Raw genomic sequence first — 15,699 nt, 5'->3', positions numbered from 1 at the left:
AGGCCCGGTCAGAAGACGGAGTCCGTCTGGTCCGGGATGACGCTGGCGTCACCCCGGAGCACGGGCCCCGGGGTGCCGTCGCGGCCGGTGAAGCCGGTGGTCGCGCACGGGTACGGCGCGGCCTTCTGCTTCTTGGGCTGGATGAACATCGGGTTCACGATCCACTTGCCGTCGCTGTTGTCGTAGGCGCGGCACATCAGCTCGTTCTTGTTGCGGTTGACGGCGAGCCGCAGCACGGTCGCGTCCCGCAGGAACGAGATGTCGGTGTCGGAGTCGCCCGCGGCGAACACCTGGCGGCGGGCGGCCGGCCGGACGTTCTCGGCCGCGGCGCCGCGGACCCCGTAGATCTCCTTGTTGATCCAGCAGCGCTTGCCGTCGATGTACGTGATCATCGTGTCGGCGCCGTCCGCGACGGATCCGCAGCCCTGCAGGTGGGAGGTGAACTTCCCGCCGTACGTGGTGGTGTTGCGGATGCCGATGACGTGCCCGGCGTCGATGCCCACGCCCTCGGCCCACACCTCGACGACCGGCTGCGGCGAGGCCGAGCTGATCCAGACGTCGAAGCCGGCCTTCTGCAGCGCGCCGATGAGGTCCTTCTGCTGGTCGTAGTAGCGCACCCAGCCGGTGGCGGTGGCGGAGCCGACCTGCTGCTGGGCGTCGACCGGTGCGGCCAGGTTCTCGGCCCGCGCGGCGGCCGTGAAGCCACGGATCTCGCGCGCGGTCCAGCCCTGCATGAGCTGCGGCAGCCAGGCGTAGGCGGGCTCGAACGTACGGCGGTCCCAGCCGGCGAAGGCGGGGGCGGCACCGCGGGTGGCGGCGGTGCCGTAGACGGCGTTGATCTCGTCGGCGCAGCCGGCTCCCTGCGCAGTGCCCGTGGGCAGCGGGGCGCCGGGCTTCGCGAGGGCCCCGCAGGCAACGGCCAGGGCCTGGGCGGCGGCCGGGGTGAGGTGGCGGCTGGTCCTGGTCCAGTCGCCCGCGGCGGGCTGGCGGATCTTGCCGTTGCGCAGCAGCCAGAACATCTGTGCGTCGCCCACGTCGTTCTTGACGACGGTGTTGTCCCAGTCGAAGACGGCGACGGGCTTGTTGCGGTTCGGCCGGTACGGGTTGCACGTCCCGTAGTCCTGGATGAGCTGCTGGAGCCGGGCCTGGTTGTCCCCGTACCAACCGGCCCCCAGCTGCGGGGTGGTGCAGTGGGCGCGGTCCGCCTGGGCGGGGGCGGCGGCGGTGAGGGTTCCGGCGGCTATCACCGCGGCGGCGCCGGCGGCCTGGAGCCTGCGCTTCGTGCTGAGTCCGATCACTGAGGTGGCACTCCCGTTTCTTTTCAAGATCGTCGCGGACGGTGGAGCACGACAGCCGGGCGTCGCGGGACGCCCGGCTGTCGGGAGAGTGGTGGTGATGCGGTCGCTTAGAGAGGAGTGACGTACGCGCCGGAGATGCCGCCGTCGACCAGGAAGTCGGTGGCGTTGATGAAGGAGGAGTCGTCGCTCGCGAGGAAGGCGACGGCGGCGGCGATCTCGGTGGGCTCGGCGAACCGGCCCAGCGGGATGTGCACGATCCGGCGGGCGGCGCGCTCCGGGTCCTTGGCGAACAGTTCCTGCAGGAGCGGGGTGTTGACGGGCCCCGGGCAGAGCGCGTTGACGCGGATGCCCTCGCGGGCGAACTGCACGCCGAGCTCGCGGGACATGGCGAGCACGCCGCCCTTGGAGGCGGTGTAGGAGATCTGCGAGGTCGCGGCGCCCATCCGGGCCACGAAGGACGCGGTGTTGATGATGGAGCCCCGGCCCTGGCGCTGCATGTAGGGCAGCGCGGCCTTGCAGCAGAGGTAGACGGAGGTGAGGTTGACGTCCTGGACCCGCTTCCAGGCCTCCAGGCCCGTGGTGAGGATCGAGTCGTCGTCCGGGGGCGAGATGCCGGCGTTGTTGAAGGCGATGTCCACGGAACCGTAGGTGTCGAAGGCGGTCTTGAACAGGGCCTCGACCTCCTCCGGGCTGGTGACGTCGACCTTGACGAAGGTGCCGCCGACCTCCTCGGCAGCCGCCTTGCCCGCGGTCTCGTCGATGTCGCCGCAGACGACGTTGGCGCCTTCGGAGGCCAGCCGGCGGGCCGTGGCGAGGCCGATGCCGCTGCCGGCTCCGGTGATGACGGCGGTACGGCCGACCAGGCGGCGGCAGACGATCTCTTCGGTGGGCTCGATGCTCATGTTCTTCAGGCCTCCGTGCTGATGAAGACGTTCTTGGTCTCGGTGAAAGCGGTGAGGGAGTCGGGTCCGAGCTCGCGCCCGAGTCCGGACTGCTTGTAGCCGCCGAAGGGGGTCCAGTAGCGGACGCTGCTGTGGGAGTTGACCGACAGGTTGCCCGCGGCGACGGCGCGCGAGACGCGCAGTGCGCGGCCCACGTCGCGGGTCCACAGGGATCCGGCGAGGCCGTAGTCGGTGGCGTTGGCCAGCCGTACGGCGTCCTCCTCGTCCTCGAAGGGCAGGACGACGGCGACCGGCCCGAAGACCTCCTCGGTGGCCACGGCGGCGGTGGGGTCGACGCCGGTGACGAGGGTCGGGGGGTACCAGAAGCCGGGGCCCTCGGGGGCTGTGCCCCGGACGACGGTGAGGTCATCGGTGACGTAGGACCGTACGCGGTCCAGCTGGGCCCGCGAGATCAGCGGTCCCAGTTGGGTGTTCTCGTCGTACGGGTCGCCGACGACCACCTTCTCCACGGCGGGCACGATCAGTTCCATGAACCGGTCGTAGGCGGAGCGCTGTACGAGGATCCGCGTGCGGGCGCAGCAGTCCTGCCCGGTGTTGTCCAGGAAGGACATCGGGGCCGCGGCCGCCGCCGCTTCCAGGTCGGCGTCGGCGAAGACGATGTTGGGGTTCTTGCCGCCGAGTTCGAGGGTGAGGCGCTTCACCCGGTCGGCGCACTTGGCCATGATCCGCTTGCCGGTCCGGGTGGACCCGGTGAACACGATCTTGGCCACCCCCGGGTGCTCGACGAGGGCGTCGCCCGCCACCTCGCCCCGGCCGGGCAGCACCTGGAACAGGTGCTCGGGGAGTCCGGCCTCCAGGGCGAGTTCGGCGAGGCGCAGCGCGGTGAGCGGGGTGGTCTCGGCGGGCTTGAGGATGACCGCGTTGCCCGCGGCCAGCGCCGGGGCCAGGCCCCAGGCGGCGATCGGCATGGGGAAGTTCCACGGCGCGATCACGCCGATGACGCCGAGGGGTTCGAGGAAGGTGACGTCGATGCCGCCGGCGACGGGGATCTGGCGGCCGGAGAGCCGTTCCACTCCCCCGGCGGCGAATTCGAGCACGTCACGGACGTTGCCGGCTTCCCAGCGGGCGTTGCCGATGGTGTGGCCCGCTTCCCGGACCTCCAGCTGTGCCAGTTCCTCGATGTGCCCGTCGACGATCGAGGCGAAGCGGCGCAGCAGCCTGGCCCGGTCGCCGGGGGCGGCGGCCGCCCAGGTCCGCTGGGCCGCGGTGGCCCGTACGACGGCGGCGTCGACGTCGTCCCGTGTGGCGGCCGGGACGACGGCGACGAGTTCCTCGGTGGCCGGATTCAAGACTTCCAGCGCATCGGACACGTGGTGGCCTTTCAGACGTTCGGGTGCGGTGGGTGCGGTGGGTCCGGTAATGGGGCGTGTGGGGACTGCGGTACGCCTCGGGGCCTAGAGGCGCTCGAAGGAGCGGCGCAGTTCCCAGTCGGTGACGGCGGAGTCGTACGCGTCCAGTTCGACGCGGGCCATGTTCCGGTAGTGGGCGACGACCTCGGGGCCGAAGGCGGCCTTGGCGATCTCGCTGTTCTCCCAGAGCTCGGCGGCCTCGCGCAAGGTGGTGGGGACGTGCGCGAAGTCGGCGGTGTAGGCGTTGCCGGCACAGGCCTCGGGCAGTTCCAGCCGGTTCTCGATGCCGTAGATCCCGGCCGCGACCAGGCCGGCGACGGCGAGGTACGGGTTGACGTCTCCGCCGGGCAGGCGGTTCTCGAAGCGCATGGAGCGGCCGTGGCCGACCACTCGGAGCGCGCAGGTCCGGTTGTCCACGCCCCAGGCGACGGCGGTCGGCGCGAAGGATCCCGGCTGGAAACGCTTGTAGGAGTTGATGTTGGGGGCGTAGAGAAGGGAGAAGTCGCGCAGCGCGGCGAGCTGGCCGGCCAGGAAGTGGCGCATCACGGGTGACATACCGCCGTGGTCGTGCCCGTCCGGGCCGTCATCGGCCATCGCGCTGCGTCCGTCGGCGTCGTTGAGCGAGAGGTGGATGTGACAGGAGTTGCCCTCGCGCTCGTCGAACTTGGCCATGAAGGTGAGCGAGACGCCCTCCTGGGCGGCGATCTCCTTGGCCCCCGTCTTGTAGACGGAGTGCTGGTCACAGGTGGTCAGCGCCTCGTCGTAGCGGAAGACGATCTCGTGCTGGCCGAGGTTGCACTCGCCCTTGGCCGACTCGACGACCAGGCCGGCGGCCTGCATCTCGTTGCGGATGCGGCGCAGCAGGGGTTCGACGCGGCCGGTCCCGAGGAGGGAGTAGTCGGTGTTGTACTGGTTGGCGGGGGTCAGGCCGCGGTAGTCGGAGTTCCAGGCCTGCTCGTAGGTGTCCAGGAAGACCATGAACTCCAGCTCGGTGCCCACCATCGCGGTGTACCCGTGTTCGGCGAGGCGCTCGAGCTGGCGGCGCAGGATCTGGCGGGGCGCGGCGACGACGGGCGAGCCGTCGTTCCAGGCGAGGTCGGCGAGGATGAAGGCGCTGCCCGGGTTCCAGGGGATCCGGCGCAGGGTGGCGAGGTCGGCGTGCATGGCGAAGTCGCCGTAGCCCCGGTCCCAGGAGGACATCTCGTACCCGTCGACGGTGTTCATCTCCGTGTCGACGGCGAGGAGGTAGTTGCAGCCCTCGGTGCCGTGCTGGAGGACCTCGTCGAGGAAGAACTGTGCGGCGAACCGCTTGCCCTGAAGGCGCCCCTGCATGTCGGGGAAGCCCAGGACCACTGTGTCGATTTCACCGCTGGCGACGAGAGCACGGAGCTCTTCGGGCGAAAGCGGCGGCTTGCGGTCTACCACGGGATTCTCTCCTTCGGTGAGCCGAGTAGGCCTAAGGTATTGAATAGAACCATTGCTTGGGAAGGGGAGGAGGCGAGATGACCGATACGGCGAGCGAGGACGAGGCGGCCCGGCGGCTCAATCCCGTACTGCGACAGGTGCGGGCGGGCAACGGTTTCGAGGAGGCGCTGGAGCAGATCCTCCAGGTGGTCCGGCTCGGACTGGTGCCGGGCGGGGAACGGCTGCCGCCGGAGCGCGAGTTGGCCGAGCGGATGGGGATCAGCCGGGTGACGCTCCGCGAGGTGCTGAAGGTACTCCAGGACCAGGGCCTGGTGGAGGCCCGGCGCGGGCGGTATGGCGGAACGTTTGTGCTGCCCCGCCCCGACACCCCGGCCGGGGGCACCGAGGAGGAGCTGCGGCGCCGGGTCGCGGGCGTGGACATCGAGGACGTGCTGCGCTTCCGCGAGGTCCTGGAGGTGGGAGCGGCCGGCCTGTGCGCCTCCCAGGGGCTGTCCGAGCGCGACACCGACCGGCTGCTGGGGGCGCTGACCGCCACCCACGACGCCCCGCTGCCCGACTACCGCCGCCAGGACACCCTCTTCCACCTCACCCTGTGCGAACTCGCCGGATCCGCCACCCTGACGGCCCAGTACGCGGCCGTCAGGGCCACCGTGAACGACCTGCTGGACTGCATTCCGCTGCTGGTGCGCAACCTGGAGCACTCGCAGCAGCAGCACAGCACGCTGGTGGAGGCGGTGCTGGACCGCGACCCGGAGGCGGCGCGCGAGGTGATGCGCGAGCACTGCTGCGGCACGGCGGCCCTGCTGCGGGGATTCCTGACCTGACCCGGACCCCCGCCCCCGAACCCGGACCGAGAGGCATTCGTAACCCCTGTTTAACGCAGGGGTCTTGCGCCCGCCACGCCCGAGGAGCAAAGGTACGCCCCACAACCATTGCCCTAGGCAGGAGCGCACATGGCCGACGACCCCGGCGCACGGCTGGCAGCCGTGCCCGAACCCGCCTCGTCCCCCGAGGCCGCTGTCCCCCACACCCCCGTCCCCGGGAAGGGCACCGACGGTTACCTGGAGCGCCGCACCCTGCGCCGCGGCAGCGCCGGCTGGCTGCTGCTGACCGGTCTCGGCGTCGCGTACGTGGTCTCCGGCGACTTCTCCGGCTGGAACATCGGCCTCGCCCAGGGCGGTTTCGGCGGCCTCGCCATCGCCACCGTCCTGATGGGCGTCATGTACGCGTGCCTGGTCTACTCGCTCGCCGAGCTGTCGGCCATCCTGCCGACCGCGGGCGGCGGTTACGGTTTCGCCCGCCGGGCGCTCGGCACCTGGGGCGGCTTCCTCACCGGCACCGCGATCCTCATCGAATACATCCTCGCCCCCGCCGCCATCGCCATCTTCATCGGCGACTACGTGGAGTCCCTCAACCTCTTCGGCCTCACCTCGGGCTGGCCGGTCTACCTCGCCTGCTTCGTCGTCTTCATCGGCATCCACCTGTGGGGCGTGGGCGAGGCCCTCAGCTTCTCGCTCGTCGTCACCGCCATCGCCGTGATAGCGCTGGTCGTCTTCGCCGTCGGCGCCTTCACCCAGTTCGACCCCGCCAACCTCGACAACATCGCCGTCGACACCACCGCCGCCGGCGCGAGCTCCTGGCTGCCGCTGGGCATCCTCGGCATCTGGGCCGCCTTCCCCTTCGGCATGTGGTTCTTCCTCGGCGTCGAGGGCGTGCCGCTGGCCGCCGAGGAGGCCAAGGACCCGGTCCGCTCGGTACCGCGCGCCCTGTCCATCTCCATGGGCATCCTGGTCCTGCTCGCCCTGGTCACCTTCCTCGCCTCCACCGGTGCGCGCGGAGCCGACGCCATCAAGGACGCGGGCAACCCGCTCGTCGTCGCCCTGGAGGGCGACCCCGGCCTCTCCTGGCTGAAGACCTTCGTCAACTACGCGGGCCTGGCCGGGCTGGTGGCCTCCTTCTTCTCCCTCATCTACGCCGGCTCCCGCCAGCTGTTCGCCCTCTCCCGGGCGGGCTACCTCCCGCGCTTCCTGTCCCTGACCTCGAAGCGCAAGGCCCCGTACCTGGGCCTGCTCATCCCCGGCGCCATCGGCTTCGCACTGGCCGCCGCCACCGGCAACGGCCCGCGCATGCTGAACATGGCGGTCTTCGGCGCGACCATCTCGTACGCGCTCATGGCCCTCTCCCACATCGTGCTGCGGCGCCGCGAGCCCGGCCTGGAACGGCCGTACCGCACTCCGGGCGGCATCGCGACCTCCACGGTGGCCTTCGTCCTCGCCCTCTCGGCGCTGGTCGCCACCTTCCTGGTGGACAAGGACGCGGCGTTCATCGCCCTGGCCGTGTACGCCGTCGCCCTCGCCTACTTCGCGTTCTACAGTCGGCACCACCTGGTGGCCTCCGCGCCCGAGGAGGAGTTCGCGGCGCTGGCGGAAGCCGAGGCCGAGCTCTCCCGCGACTGATCCGCCCTTCCCCTCCCGGAGGTAGTCCCGTGCCCAGGCCGCTCATCGGCATCACCACCTACGTCGAACAATCCACCCGCTACGGGGTGTGGGACGTCCCGACGGCCCTCATCCCCACCGGGTACTACGAGCTCGTCCAGGCCTCGGGAGGCACCGCCGTCCTGCTCCCGCCGGACGAACCGGAGGCGGCGGCGGAGGTGCTCGGCCGACTGGACGGCCTGGTCGTGGCGGGCGGCCCCGATGTGGACCCGGTCCGGTACGGAGCTCCGCGCGATCCCCGTACCGGACCGGCGGCGACCCTGCGCGACGCGTGGGAACTCTCCCTGATCTCCGCGGCCCTGGCCTCGGGCACGCCCCTGCTCGGCATCTGCCGCGGCATGCAGGCGCTGAACGTGGCCCTGGGCGGCACCCTGATCCAGCACCTCGACGGCCACGTGGCGAGCCCCGGCGTGATCTCCTGGCACCCGGTCCGCCCGGTCCCCGGCACGCTGTACGCGGCTCTGGTCCCGGAGGAGTCGGAGGTCCCGACCTACCACCACCAGGCGGTAGACCGCCTGGGCCGGGGCCTGATCGCCTCCTCCCACGCCGCGGACGGCACGGTGGAGTCCATCGAACTCCCCGCCTCCTCCCCCTGGACCCTGGGCGTCCAATGGCACCCGGAGCTGGACAAGGACACCCGTGTCATGTCGGCCCTGATCACAGCAGCCTCCACCCACCCCTGACCCAAACCGCCGACCACGGGGCGCCCGACACCCCCCAGCCCGGGGCAGGGTCCAGCCCAGGGCCGGGTCCAGGCCGGGGCAGGGTCCAGGCCGGGTCAGGGCCAGGTCGGGTCAGCGTCCAGGCCGGGTCAGCGTCCGGGCCGGGTCAGGGCCAGCCCAGGGCCGGGTCAGCGTCTGGTCAGCGAGAGCAGGTCGCGCGCCGGGCCCGCCGGCCGCGCCCCCGCGGGCCACACCGCTCGCAGCTCCCGCTCCAGCCCCGCCCCGATCACCGGCACGGACACCAGCCGCCGCCCCGCCATCTCGTCCCCGACCGCCAGTTCCGACAGCACGCACGGCCCGGCCCCGCTGACCGCCGCCGCCTTCACCGCGGTGGTGGAGGCCAGTTCCAGCAGCGGCTCCGCCAGTCCCCCGCACCCGGCCAGCGCCGCGTCCAGGACCTGCCGGGTCCCCGACCCCCGCTCCCGCAGGATCAGCGGGGTCGCCGCCAGCTCGGCCGGCTCCACTCCGCGCGTGCGCCGGGCCCAGGGGTGCCCGGGGGCCACCGCCACCACGAGGCGGTCCTGCGCGATGACCACCGAGTCCAGTCCCTCCGGCACGCTCAGCCCCTCCACGAAGCCGAGGTCCGCCTCGTGCGCGAGCACCCGTTCCGCCACCACCGCCGAGTTCCCCGCGTGCAGCGACACCGCCGTGTCCGGCCGCTGCCCGCGCAGCGCGATCAGCCAGCCGGGCAGCAGGTACTCCGCGATGGTCATGCTGGCCGCGACCCGCAGCCGGGAGTCGCGGCGGCCCCGTAGCGCCTGCGCGCCCGCGTCGAAGGCCTCGGCCGCCTCGACCACCCGCCGGGCCCAGTCCGTGACCAGCGCACCTTCCGCGGTCAGCGTCGACCCGCGCGGGGAGCGGTCCACGAGGGCGACCCCGAGCCGGGTCTCCATCGCCCGGATCCGGCTGCTGGCGGCGGGCTGGGTGATCCCGAGCCGTCGCGCGGCGGCGCTCAGACTGCCCACGCGCGCGACCGCGAGCAGCAGTTCCATGGCCCCCAGGTCGGGGACCCGGTGTGCCAGCGGAAGCTGCCCCTCGACCCACTCCTCATTACCGTGCCCATTACCCATAACTTCAGTTTATGCCCTCATAGGAAGAGACCCTCTGCCGTCCGGCCCCGCCCGGCGGGACGCTGGATCCATGGCCACCACCCTTGTACGCCCCCGTCCCACCACCTCCGGGACCAGCGGAGCCCTCCGTACGGCAGCCCACAAGGCTCCCTCCCTGCGGCACCTCGGCCCCAATTGGTACGCCTCCGTCATGGGCACGGCGATCATCGCCAATGCCGGCGCGACCCTCCCGTACCAGCTCCCCGGCCAGCGCGTGGTCTGCCAGGTCTTCTGGGTGCTGGCCGCCACCGCCCTCGCGGTTCTGCTGACCGCCCGGGCCGGCCACTGGCTCCACCACCGCGACCAGGCCCGCGCCCACCTCCTGGACCCCGCCGTGGCCCCCTTCTACGGCTGCCTCTCGATGGCCCTGCTGGCCGTCGGCGGAGGTGCGCTCATCGTCGGCAAGGACCTCATCGGCGTCCCCGCCGCCGTGGCCGTGGACACGGTCCTGTTCACCGCCGGCACCGCCATAGGCCTCCTCGCGGCCGTCGCCGTCCCCTACCTGATGGTGGTCCGGCACAAGGTGGAGGCCCACCAGGCCACCCCCGTCTGGCTGCTCCCCGTGGTCGCCCCCATGGTCTCCGCCGCGCTGGGCCCCCTGCTCATCCCCCATCTGCCCGCCGGCCAGGCCCGCGAGGCCATGCTGCTCGGCTGCTACGCGATGTTCGGCCTGAGCCTGCTGGCCACCCTGCTGCTGCTCCCCCTGATCTTCGGCCGGCTGATCTTCCACGGCCCCCTCCCCCTGGTCCTCACCCCGACCCTGTTCCTGGTCCTGGGCCCCCTCGGCCAGTCCACCACCGCGGTGAACTCCCTCGCGGACATGGCCCCCCAGTCGATGGCCGGCCCCTATTCCGGCGCCCTCTCCGCCTTCGCGGTCGTCTACGGGGTCCCCGTGATGGGATTCGCCCTGCTGTGGCTGGCGCTGGCCGGGGCGATGCTGCTGCGGGCCGCCCGGGACGGCATGGGGTTCGCCATGACCTGGTGGGCGCTGACCTTCCCCGTCGGCACCTGTGTCACCGGCGCCGCCGGGCTGGCCCGGCACACCGGCCTCACCGCCTTCTCCTGGCTGGCAGCGGCCCTCTTCCTGGCCCTGCTGACCGCCTGGCTGCTGGCCGCCGCGAACACCCTGCGCGGCCTCGCCACCGGCCGCCTGCTGGCCGCCCCCCGCTAGGCGGGACCCACTAGAGCGAGGCCCGCAGGGCAGCGGCCAAAGCCGCCGGGGCCTCGGCCAGCGAGGGCCCGTACCAGGTCAGGTGGCGGCCGTCGACGAACGCGGCCGGGATACCGGGGAAGGCCTCGGGCCCGTCCGCGGCGGTGAACCGGTACGGCTCGTCGGGGAACACCACGAGCTCGCAGCCGGCGGCGGCCAGCTCGGCCGCCGGGATCCTCGGGTACCGCTCCGCGTGCCCGGCGTAGGCGTTGCGCACCCCGAGGCGGGCCAGCAGGTCCCCCGCGAAGGTGTCGCGGCCCAGCACCATCCAGGGCCGGCGCCAGATGGGCACGAAGGCCGTCAGCGGCGGTCCGGACGGCTCCGCGCGGGCCCAGGCGGCCTCCGCGTCCGCGAGCCACCGGGGCCGCTCCAGCCCCATGGCCCCCACGAGTACCCGGTCCAGTTCGGCGAACGCCTGCGGCAGGTCCCGTACCTCGGTGACCAGGACCTCCAGCCCGGCCTCCCGCAGCGCCGCCAGGTCAGGGGCCCGGTTCTCCTCCTCGTTGGCGAGGACCAGATCCGGGCGCAGCTCCGCGATCGCCCGTACGTCGGGGTTCTTCGTCCCCCCGATGCGCGCCACGTCCCCGAGGGCGGCCGGGTGGGTGCACCAGTCGGTCACCCCGGCCAGCGCCCCGGGCGCGCTCACGGCCACCGCCTCGGTCAGGGACGGCACCAGCGAAACGACCCGCATCCGGTCAGTGTCCCGGGGAGGGCGGCTCGGAGGTCGCGTGGATGTGTTCGCCGACCGCGACGATCAGGATCCGGGTGTCCTCGGTGACGGCCCGCCAGCGGTGGCGCACCCCGCCGGACAGGAACAGCGCGTCGCCGTTCTCCAGCCGGTACGCCCGTCCCTCGGCCTCCACCTGGCAGGCGCCCGAGACCACGTACATCAGCTCGTCGTTGCGGTGCTGGTACTCGCGGCCCGCGTCCTGGTCCCCGGTGAACTCCAGCGCGTGCAGCTGGTGGTGCCCGCGCACGAGGGGCCGTACGCCGGGGACGGGGGTCAGCGCGGACTCGTCGCCGGCCCGTACGAGGTCCACGGTGCGCGCGGTGTCGGAGGCGGCCAGCAGATCGACGGCCGTGGTCTCCAGCGCGTCGGCGACCCGCTCCAGGGACCGCATGCTGGGCCGGGCCCGCTCGTTCTCTATCTGGCTCAGGAAGGGAACCGACAGCCCGCTGCGCGCGGACACGGCGGCGAGGGTCAGGTGCAGGGCCCGGCGTCTCTTGCGCACGGCCACACCCACCCGCAGCGGTTCCTTGGAGTCCTTGTCCCGGTCCCGCTCCTTGTCGTCCGCGCCGGCCATCGCTCCGCGCCCGTTCTTTCCGTCGGTGCCGTCCCTGTCGTCCATGGCGGGGCTGCCCTCCCCTTGTTCCGGGTGGTCCGGTCCATCGCACATCGCACATCGGTGTGCTGTAAGCACCTTACGCAGCAACCGGCCCCGGTTTCGCGCTCAAGAGCAGAGGAGGCCGTACCTGCGCCACTTTCCGTTTCCCCTCAGTGCATCATCGTGACCGTGACGACGACACGACGCCTGATGCTCCTGGACACCGCTTCCCTCTACTACCGCGCGTACTTCGGCGTGCCGGACTCCGTGAAGGCCCCCGACGGCACTCCGGTCAACGCCGTCCGCGGTCTGCTCGACTTCATCGGCCGCCTCGTGCAGGACCACCGGCCCGACGACCTGGTCGCCTGCATGGACGCCGACTGGCGGCCCCACTGGCGGGTGGAGCTGATCCCCTCTTACAAGGCCCACCGGGTCGCCCAGGAGACGGAGAGCGGTCCTGACGTCGAGGAGACCCCGGACACCCTGGCCCCGCAGGTCCCGATCATCGAGGCGGCCCTGGACGCCTTCGGCATCGCCCGGGTGGGGGTCGCCGGGTACGAGGCCGACGACGTGATCGGCACCCTGACCGGACGCGCCACGGGCCCGGTGGACATCGTCACGGGCGACCGGGACCTGTACCAGCTGGTCGACGACGCGAAGCAGCGCCGCGTGCTGTACCCGCTGAAGGGCGTGGGCACCCTCCAGGTCACCGACGAGGCCTGGCTCCGCGAGAAGTACGGGGTCGACGGCCCCGGCTACGCGGACCTGGCACTGCTGCGGGGCGACCCGAGCGACGGCCTGCCGGGCGTCCCCGGCGTCGGCGAGAAGACGGCGGCGAAGCTGCTGGACGCCTACGGGGACCTGGCCGGAATCATCGCGGCGATCGAGGACCCGAAGTCGAAGCTGACCCCCACCCAGCGCAAGCGGCTGGACGAGTCCAGGGATTATCTAGCGGTCGCCCCGAAGGTGGTACAGGTCGCTTCGGACGTTCCGCTCCCGCCGTTCGACCCGGCGCTCCCGGCCGTTCCCGCCCAGCCGGATCTCGTCGCCGCGCTCGCTCACAGGTGGGGCCTGAGTGGCGCCGTTGAACGTCTAAGCAGCGCACTGCGCCCGTGAGATGCTAACTTAGGTAATCCTAAGCTTAACGGAGTCAGGGTCGGAAAGTCAGGGAGACGTCGTGGCAGAAGGACGCGCCCGCAAGGTCGGCACCGCAGTGGTCGTGCGGACCGAGCGGTTGAGTCCGCACATGGTGCGGATCGTGCTGGGCGGTGCGGGGCTGGCCGGATTCGGTGCGGGCAGGTACACCGACCACTACGTGAAACTGCTCTTCGCACCGACCGGCGTCACCTACACCACCCCCTGGGACCTCGACCGGATCCGGGCGGCCCATCCCCGCGAGGAATGGCCGCGCCAGCGCGCGTACACGGTGCGCGCATGGGACCCGGTCCGCCTCGAGCTGACCCTCGACTTCGTGGTCCACGGCGACGAGGGACTGGCCGGCCCCTGGGCGGCCCGCGTACAGCCGGGTGAACTCGTACGCTTCCTCGGTCCGGGCGGGGCCTACGCCCCGGACCCGGTCGCCGGCTGGCACCTCCTGGTCGGCGACGAGAGCGCCCTTCCGGCGATCGGCGCCGCGATGGAGCGGATGCCCGCCGGAGCGCGGGTCCACGCGCTCGTGGAGGTCCAGGGCCCGGACGACGAGCAGGAGATCGCCACTGCCGACGGCATCGTCCCGGTCTGGATCCACCGCGGCTCCCGCCCGATCGGGGAGGCGCTGACCGAGGCCGTCCAGGCCCTGGCCTTCCCCTCAGCCGACGTACACGCTTTCGTGCACGGCGAAGCCGGATTCGTCAGAGCCCTGCGCCACCACCTGCGCATCGAGCGCGGCATCCCGCGCGAGCGCCTGTCCATCTCCGGCTACTGGCGCCTGGGCCAGACCGACGAGGGCTGGCGCGCGATCAAGCGGGACTGGAACGCGGAAGTCGAAGCCGAGCAGGAGCGCACCCTGGCCGCCGCGTCCTGACACGGCGGTGAAGGGCTCCCCGGACGGATCCGGGAGCCCGGGGCAGCGGCGGCACCCCGCCCGCACGGAATCCGGCGGCAAGCGACCCCGCAAGGCGGCACCACCCGTTCGGCGGCACAATGGGCGCATGCGTACGCTCCGCGCATTCACGGCAGCCGGAGCAGCCGCCCTCCTGGCCACGGCCGGGACCGCGACCGCCGCGCCGACCCCGCCGCCCGCGCCCACCGCCCAGCTCACCGACGCCCAGGTCGACACGGCGGTGCGGCGCCTCGATGCGACGGTCGCCGAGATGATGCGACGCACCGGGGTCCCGGGCGTCTCCGTCGCCGTCGTCCACGACGACAAGGTGGTCTACCTCAAGGGTTTCGGCCTGCGCCGCGTCGGCGACCCGGCCGCGGTGGGCCCCGACACCGTCTTCCAGATCGCCTCGCTCTCCAAGCCGATCACCTCCACCATCGCCGCCGGGGTGCTGGAGGACCCCGCCGGCTTCGACCGGCACGCGGAACTGCCCGGCTTCGCCCTCAAGGACCCGTGGGTCACCTCCCACGTCACCACCGCCGACCTGCTCTCCCACCGCAGCGGCCTGCCCGACCACGCCGGCGACCTCCTCGAAGACCTCGGCTACGACCAGGCGTACATCCTCGACCACCTGCGCCTGGCACCCCTGACCCCCTTCCGCGCGAGCTACGCCTACACCAACTACGGGTTCACCGCCGGCGCCGAGGCGATCGCCCGCTCCCAGGGCGTCAGCTGGCAGAAGCTCAGCGCCGACACCCTCTTCAAGCCCGCCGGCATGACGCACACCAGCACCGAGTTCCAGGCCTTCGTCGACGCCCCCGACCACGCCTCCACCCACGTGAAGGCCGCGCCCGACGGCAAGACGGGTGACCTCACGTGGATCCCCCGCTACGTCCGCGATCCCGACGCCCAGGCCCCGGCCGGCGGGGTGAGCAGCACCGCCCGCGACATGTCCCGGTGGCTGCGGCTCCAGCTCTCCGGCGGGACCCTCGACGGCAAGCGGATCATCCCCGCCGACACCCTGGCCCGCACCCACCTCCCCGAGATCGTGTCGCAGCCGCCCGCCTCCCCCACCGGCCGCACCGGCTTCTACGGGCTGGGCTGGAACGTCAACTACGACGACGCGGGCCGCCTGCGCCTGAGCCACTCCGGCGCCTTCGAACTCGGCGCCAACACCAGCGTCGCCATGCTCCCGCTGGAGAAGCTCGGCATCGTCGTGCTCACCAACGGCGCCCCCGTCGGCCTCCCCGACGCCGTCGCGGCCGACTTCTTCGACACCGCCGAACACGGGAAGGCCACCACCGACTGGCTGGCCCTGACGGGCGCCCTCTACGCCCAAATCAACGCGGAGGGCCGCTCCCCCACCGACTACGCCCACCCGCCCACCGGGGCGAAGCCGGCCGCCGAGGACTCCGCGTACACCGGCACCTACGACAACCCCTACTACGGCAAGGCCACCGTGGCCGCCACGAGCAAGGGCGAGCTGACCCTGTCGCTCGGCCCGGAGCCGATGGTCTTCCCCCTCACCCACTACGAAGGGGACACCTTCAGCTTCGAGACCGCCGGGGAGAACGCGGTCGGCCGCACCGGAGTGTTCTTCTCCCCCTCCGACCGCACGGTCCGCATCGAGTACCTGGACGCCGACCACCTGGGGACCTTCACCAGGGGCTAGGTGTATTGACCCGCAGCGTTGTTTACGCGGCTGATGGGTGGGTGTCCGCCCAGTGCGGTGTGGGAGCGGTGGTGGTTGTAGGTGTGGAGGA

General features: G+C 72.1%; 14 protein-coding genes. 7 read left to right on the top strand and 7 right to left on the bottom strand.

Annotation, left to right across the window (positions count from 1 at the left end; translation table 11 throughout):
- Window positions 1–8 precede the first annotated feature (8 nt).
- The 4 genes from ACFWBW_RS26855 to ACFWBW_RS26840 form a co-directional block, all read right to left on the bottom strand.
- Entirely contained in the window at window positions 9–1,298 is a 1,290-nt protein-coding gene (locus tag ACFWBW_RS26855; protein ID WP_385377183.1) for a haloacid dehalogenase-like hydrolase, read from the bottom strand.
- A gap of 107 nt (window positions 1,299–1,405) precedes the next feature.
- Complete coding sequence (locus tag ACFWBW_RS26850) at window positions 1,406–2,200, bottom strand: 3-oxoacyl-ACP reductase (RefSeq protein ID WP_243334068.1); 795 nt, start codon at window positions 2,198–2,200, stop codon at window positions 1,406–1,408.
- Window positions 2,201–2,205: 5 nt separating this feature from the next.
- Complete coding sequence (locus ACFWBW_RS26845) at window positions 2,206–3,570, bottom strand: aldehyde dehydrogenase family protein (RefSeq protein ID WP_385377180.1); 1,365 nt, start codon at window positions 3,568–3,570, stop codon at window positions 2,206–2,208.
- Between the two features lie 84 nt (window positions 3,571–3,654).
- A complete protein-coding gene (locus tag ACFWBW_RS26840; protein ID WP_385377178.1) occupies window positions 3,655–5,034 on the bottom strand; it encodes a glutamine synthetase family protein in 1,380 nt (459 codons plus the stop codon).
- A 77-nt stretch (window positions 5,035–5,111) separates the two neighbouring features.
- Between ACFWBW_RS26840 and ACFWBW_RS26835 the strand changes: the two genes are divergently transcribed.
- The 3 genes from ACFWBW_RS26835 (at window position 5,112) to ACFWBW_RS26825 (ending at window position 8,212) form a co-directional block, all read left to right on the top strand.
- Window positions 5,112–5,858, top strand: a complete 747-nt coding sequence (locus tag ACFWBW_RS26835) for a FadR/GntR family transcriptional regulator (RefSeq protein WP_274552721.1) — start codon at window positions 5,112–5,114, stop codon at window positions 5,856–5,858.
- Window positions 5,859–5,987: 129 nt separating this feature from the next.
- Entirely contained in the window at window positions 5,988–7,490 is a 1,503-nt protein-coding gene (gene eat / locus ACFWBW_RS26830) for an ethanolamine permease (protein ID WP_385377175.1), read from the top strand.
- A gap of 29 nt (window positions 7,491–7,519) precedes the next feature.
- Complete coding sequence (locus ACFWBW_RS26825) at window positions 7,520–8,212, top strand: gamma-glutamyl-gamma-aminobutyrate hydrolase family protein (RefSeq protein ID WP_385377173.1); 693 nt, start codon at window positions 7,520–7,522, stop codon at window positions 8,210–8,212.
- 167 nt (window positions 8,213–8,379) lie between these two features.
- On the opposite strand, the gene ACFWBW_RS26820 is transcribed toward ACFWBW_RS26825, so the two are convergent.
- Window positions 8,380–9,321, bottom strand: coding sequence for a LysR family transcriptional regulator (locus ACFWBW_RS26820; RefSeq protein ID WP_385377170.1), 942 nt, complete (start codon window positions 9,319–9,321; stop codon window positions 8,380–8,382).
- A gap of 70 nt (window positions 9,322–9,391) precedes the next feature.
- On the opposite strand from ACFWBW_RS26820, the gene ACFWBW_RS26815 reads away from it, so the two are divergent.
- Window positions 9,392–10,531 (top strand): TDT family transporter, encoded by a 1,140-nt coding sequence (locus ACFWBW_RS26815; protein ID WP_385377167.1) that lies wholly within the window; start codon window positions 9,392–9,394, stop codon window positions 10,529–10,531.
- 10 nt (window positions 10,532–10,541) lie between these two features.
- Here ACFWBW_RS26815 and ACFWBW_RS26810 read toward each other — a convergent pair whose 3' ends face one another.
- Together ACFWBW_RS26810 and ACFWBW_RS26805 are read right to left on the bottom strand one after the other, a co-directional pair.
- Window positions 10,542–11,261 (bottom strand): helical backbone metal receptor, encoded by a 720-nt coding sequence (locus tag ACFWBW_RS26810; protein ID WP_385377164.1) that lies wholly within the window; start codon window positions 11,259–11,261, stop codon window positions 10,542–10,544.
- Window positions 11,262–11,265: 4 nt separating this feature from the next.
- Window positions 11,266–11,874, bottom strand: a complete 609-nt coding sequence (locus tag ACFWBW_RS26805; protein ID WP_385377315.1) for a helix-turn-helix domain-containing protein — start codon at window positions 11,872–11,874, stop codon at window positions 11,266–11,268.
- A 231-nt stretch (window positions 11,875–12,105) separates the two neighbouring features.
- Here ACFWBW_RS26805 and ACFWBW_RS26800 point away from each other — a divergent pair, with 231 nt between their 5' ends.
- The 3 genes from ACFWBW_RS26800 (at window position 12,106) to ACFWBW_RS26790 (ending at window position 15,608) form a co-directional block, all read left to right on the top strand.
- A complete protein-coding gene (locus tag ACFWBW_RS26800; protein WP_385377312.1) occupies window positions 12,106–13,011 on the top strand; it encodes a 5'-3' exonuclease H3TH domain-containing protein in 906 nt (301 codons plus the stop codon).
- Window positions 13,012–13,072: 61 nt separating this feature from the next.
- The gene (locus tag ACFWBW_RS26795) at window positions 13,073–13,918 is read left to right on the top strand and encodes a siderophore-interacting protein (RefSeq protein WP_385377162.1); all 846 of its coding nucleotides are present in this window, start codon (window positions 13,073–13,075) and stop codon (window positions 13,916–13,918) included.
- Between the two features lie 127 nt (window positions 13,919–14,045).
- Window positions 14,046–15,608, top strand: a complete 1,563-nt coding sequence (locus ACFWBW_RS26790) for a serine hydrolase (protein ID WP_385377159.1) — start codon at window positions 14,046–14,048, stop codon at window positions 15,606–15,608.
- Window positions 15,609–15,699 lie beyond the last annotated feature (91 nt).

The sequence above is a fragment of the Streptomyces sp. NPDC059957 genome (assembly GCF_042730015.1).
Taxonomy (GTDB): Bacteria; Actinomycetota; Actinomycetes; order Streptomycetales; family Streptomycetaceae; genus Streptomyces.
This window is presented reverse-complemented; position numbering and strand designations above follow the sequence as displayed.

What these genes read in the sequence shown, in the direction of transcription:
- ACFWBW_RS26805 (WP_385377315.1), bottom strand. Translation starts at nt 11,874, where the DNA reads ATGGCCGGCGCGGACGACAAGGAGCGGGACCGGGACAAGGACTCCAAG.
- ACFWBW_RS26835 (WP_274552721.1), top strand. Translation starts at nt 5,112, where the DNA reads ATGACCGATACGGCGAGCGAGGACGAGGCGGCCCGGCGGCTCAATCCC.
- ACFWBW_RS26790 (WP_385377159.1), top strand. Translation starts at nt 14,046, where the DNA reads ATGCGTACGCTCCGCGCATTCACGGCAGCCGGAGCAGCCGCCCTCCTG.
- ACFWBW_RS26850 (WP_243334068.1), bottom strand. Translation starts at nt 2,200, where the DNA reads ATGAGCATCGAGCCCACCGAAGAGATCGTCTGCCGCCGCCTGGTCGGC.
- ACFWBW_RS26810 (WP_385377164.1), bottom strand. Translation starts at nt 11,261, where the DNA reads ATGCGGGTCGTTTCGCTGGTGCCGTCCCTGACCGAGGCGGTGGCCGTG.
- ACFWBW_RS26820 (WP_385377170.1), bottom strand. Translation starts at nt 9,321, where the DNA reads ATGGGTAATGGGCACGGTAATGAGGAGTGGGTCGAGGGGCAGCTTCCG.
- ACFWBW_RS26800 (WP_385377312.1), top strand. Translation starts at nt 12,106, where the DNA reads ATGCTCCTGGACACCGCTTCCCTCTACTACCGCGCGTACTTCGGCGTG.
- eat (WP_385377175.1), top strand. Translation starts at nt 5,988, where the DNA reads ATGGCCGACGACCCCGGCGCACGGCTGGCAGCCGTGCCCGAACCCGCC.
- ACFWBW_RS26815 (WP_385377167.1), top strand. Translation starts at nt 9,392, where the DNA reads ATGGCCACCACCCTTGTACGCCCCCGTCCCACCACCTCCGGGACCAGC.